1 protein-coding gene is annotated in these 359 nt (G+C 49.6%); it reads left to right on the plus strand.

The window, feature by feature from the left end; translation table 11 throughout:
- Positions 1 to 21: 21 nt before the first annotated feature.
- Positions 22 to 359, plus strand: a 338-nt coding sequence (locus tag PZH32_RS11805) for a thioester domain-containing protein (protein WP_275208446.1), incomplete at its 3' end; no start/stop codon positions are given.

Below are 359 nucleotides of genomic sequence, written 5' to 3' on the forward strand. Positions count from 1 at the left end.
TATGACGGGAACGGAAATGCAATGAGGTACAATTCAAGTGCCAACATCAACGGTTATATCGCAGGCGGTACGGGTGACTACAAATACCGTATGTTTGTGGATGGCGACACAGCATTTTGTTTACAGCCAGGTGTACCGCTAAAAACGGGCAACACCTTGAAAGAAGCATCTTCCGAAGCATGGAACGCTCTTTCGGGAAGCCAGAAAAAAGCAGTTGGGCTTGCCCTGCTCTATGGGTATCAGGGAAACCGAGGAAATCTGTCTGGATCAGACGATGAGAAATGGCTTGCGACCCAGACTCTTGTATGGGAGTTTGTTACGGGATGCCGTGAAGCCACAGGCTCATACCGCCAGACAAG

It is taken from the genome of Adlercreutzia equolifaciens, from assembly GCF_029076695.1.
In the GTDB taxonomy this organism is placed as follows: Bacteria; Actinomycetota; Coriobacteriia; order Coriobacteriales; family Eggerthellaceae; genus Adlercreutzia; species Adlercreutzia equolifaciens_A.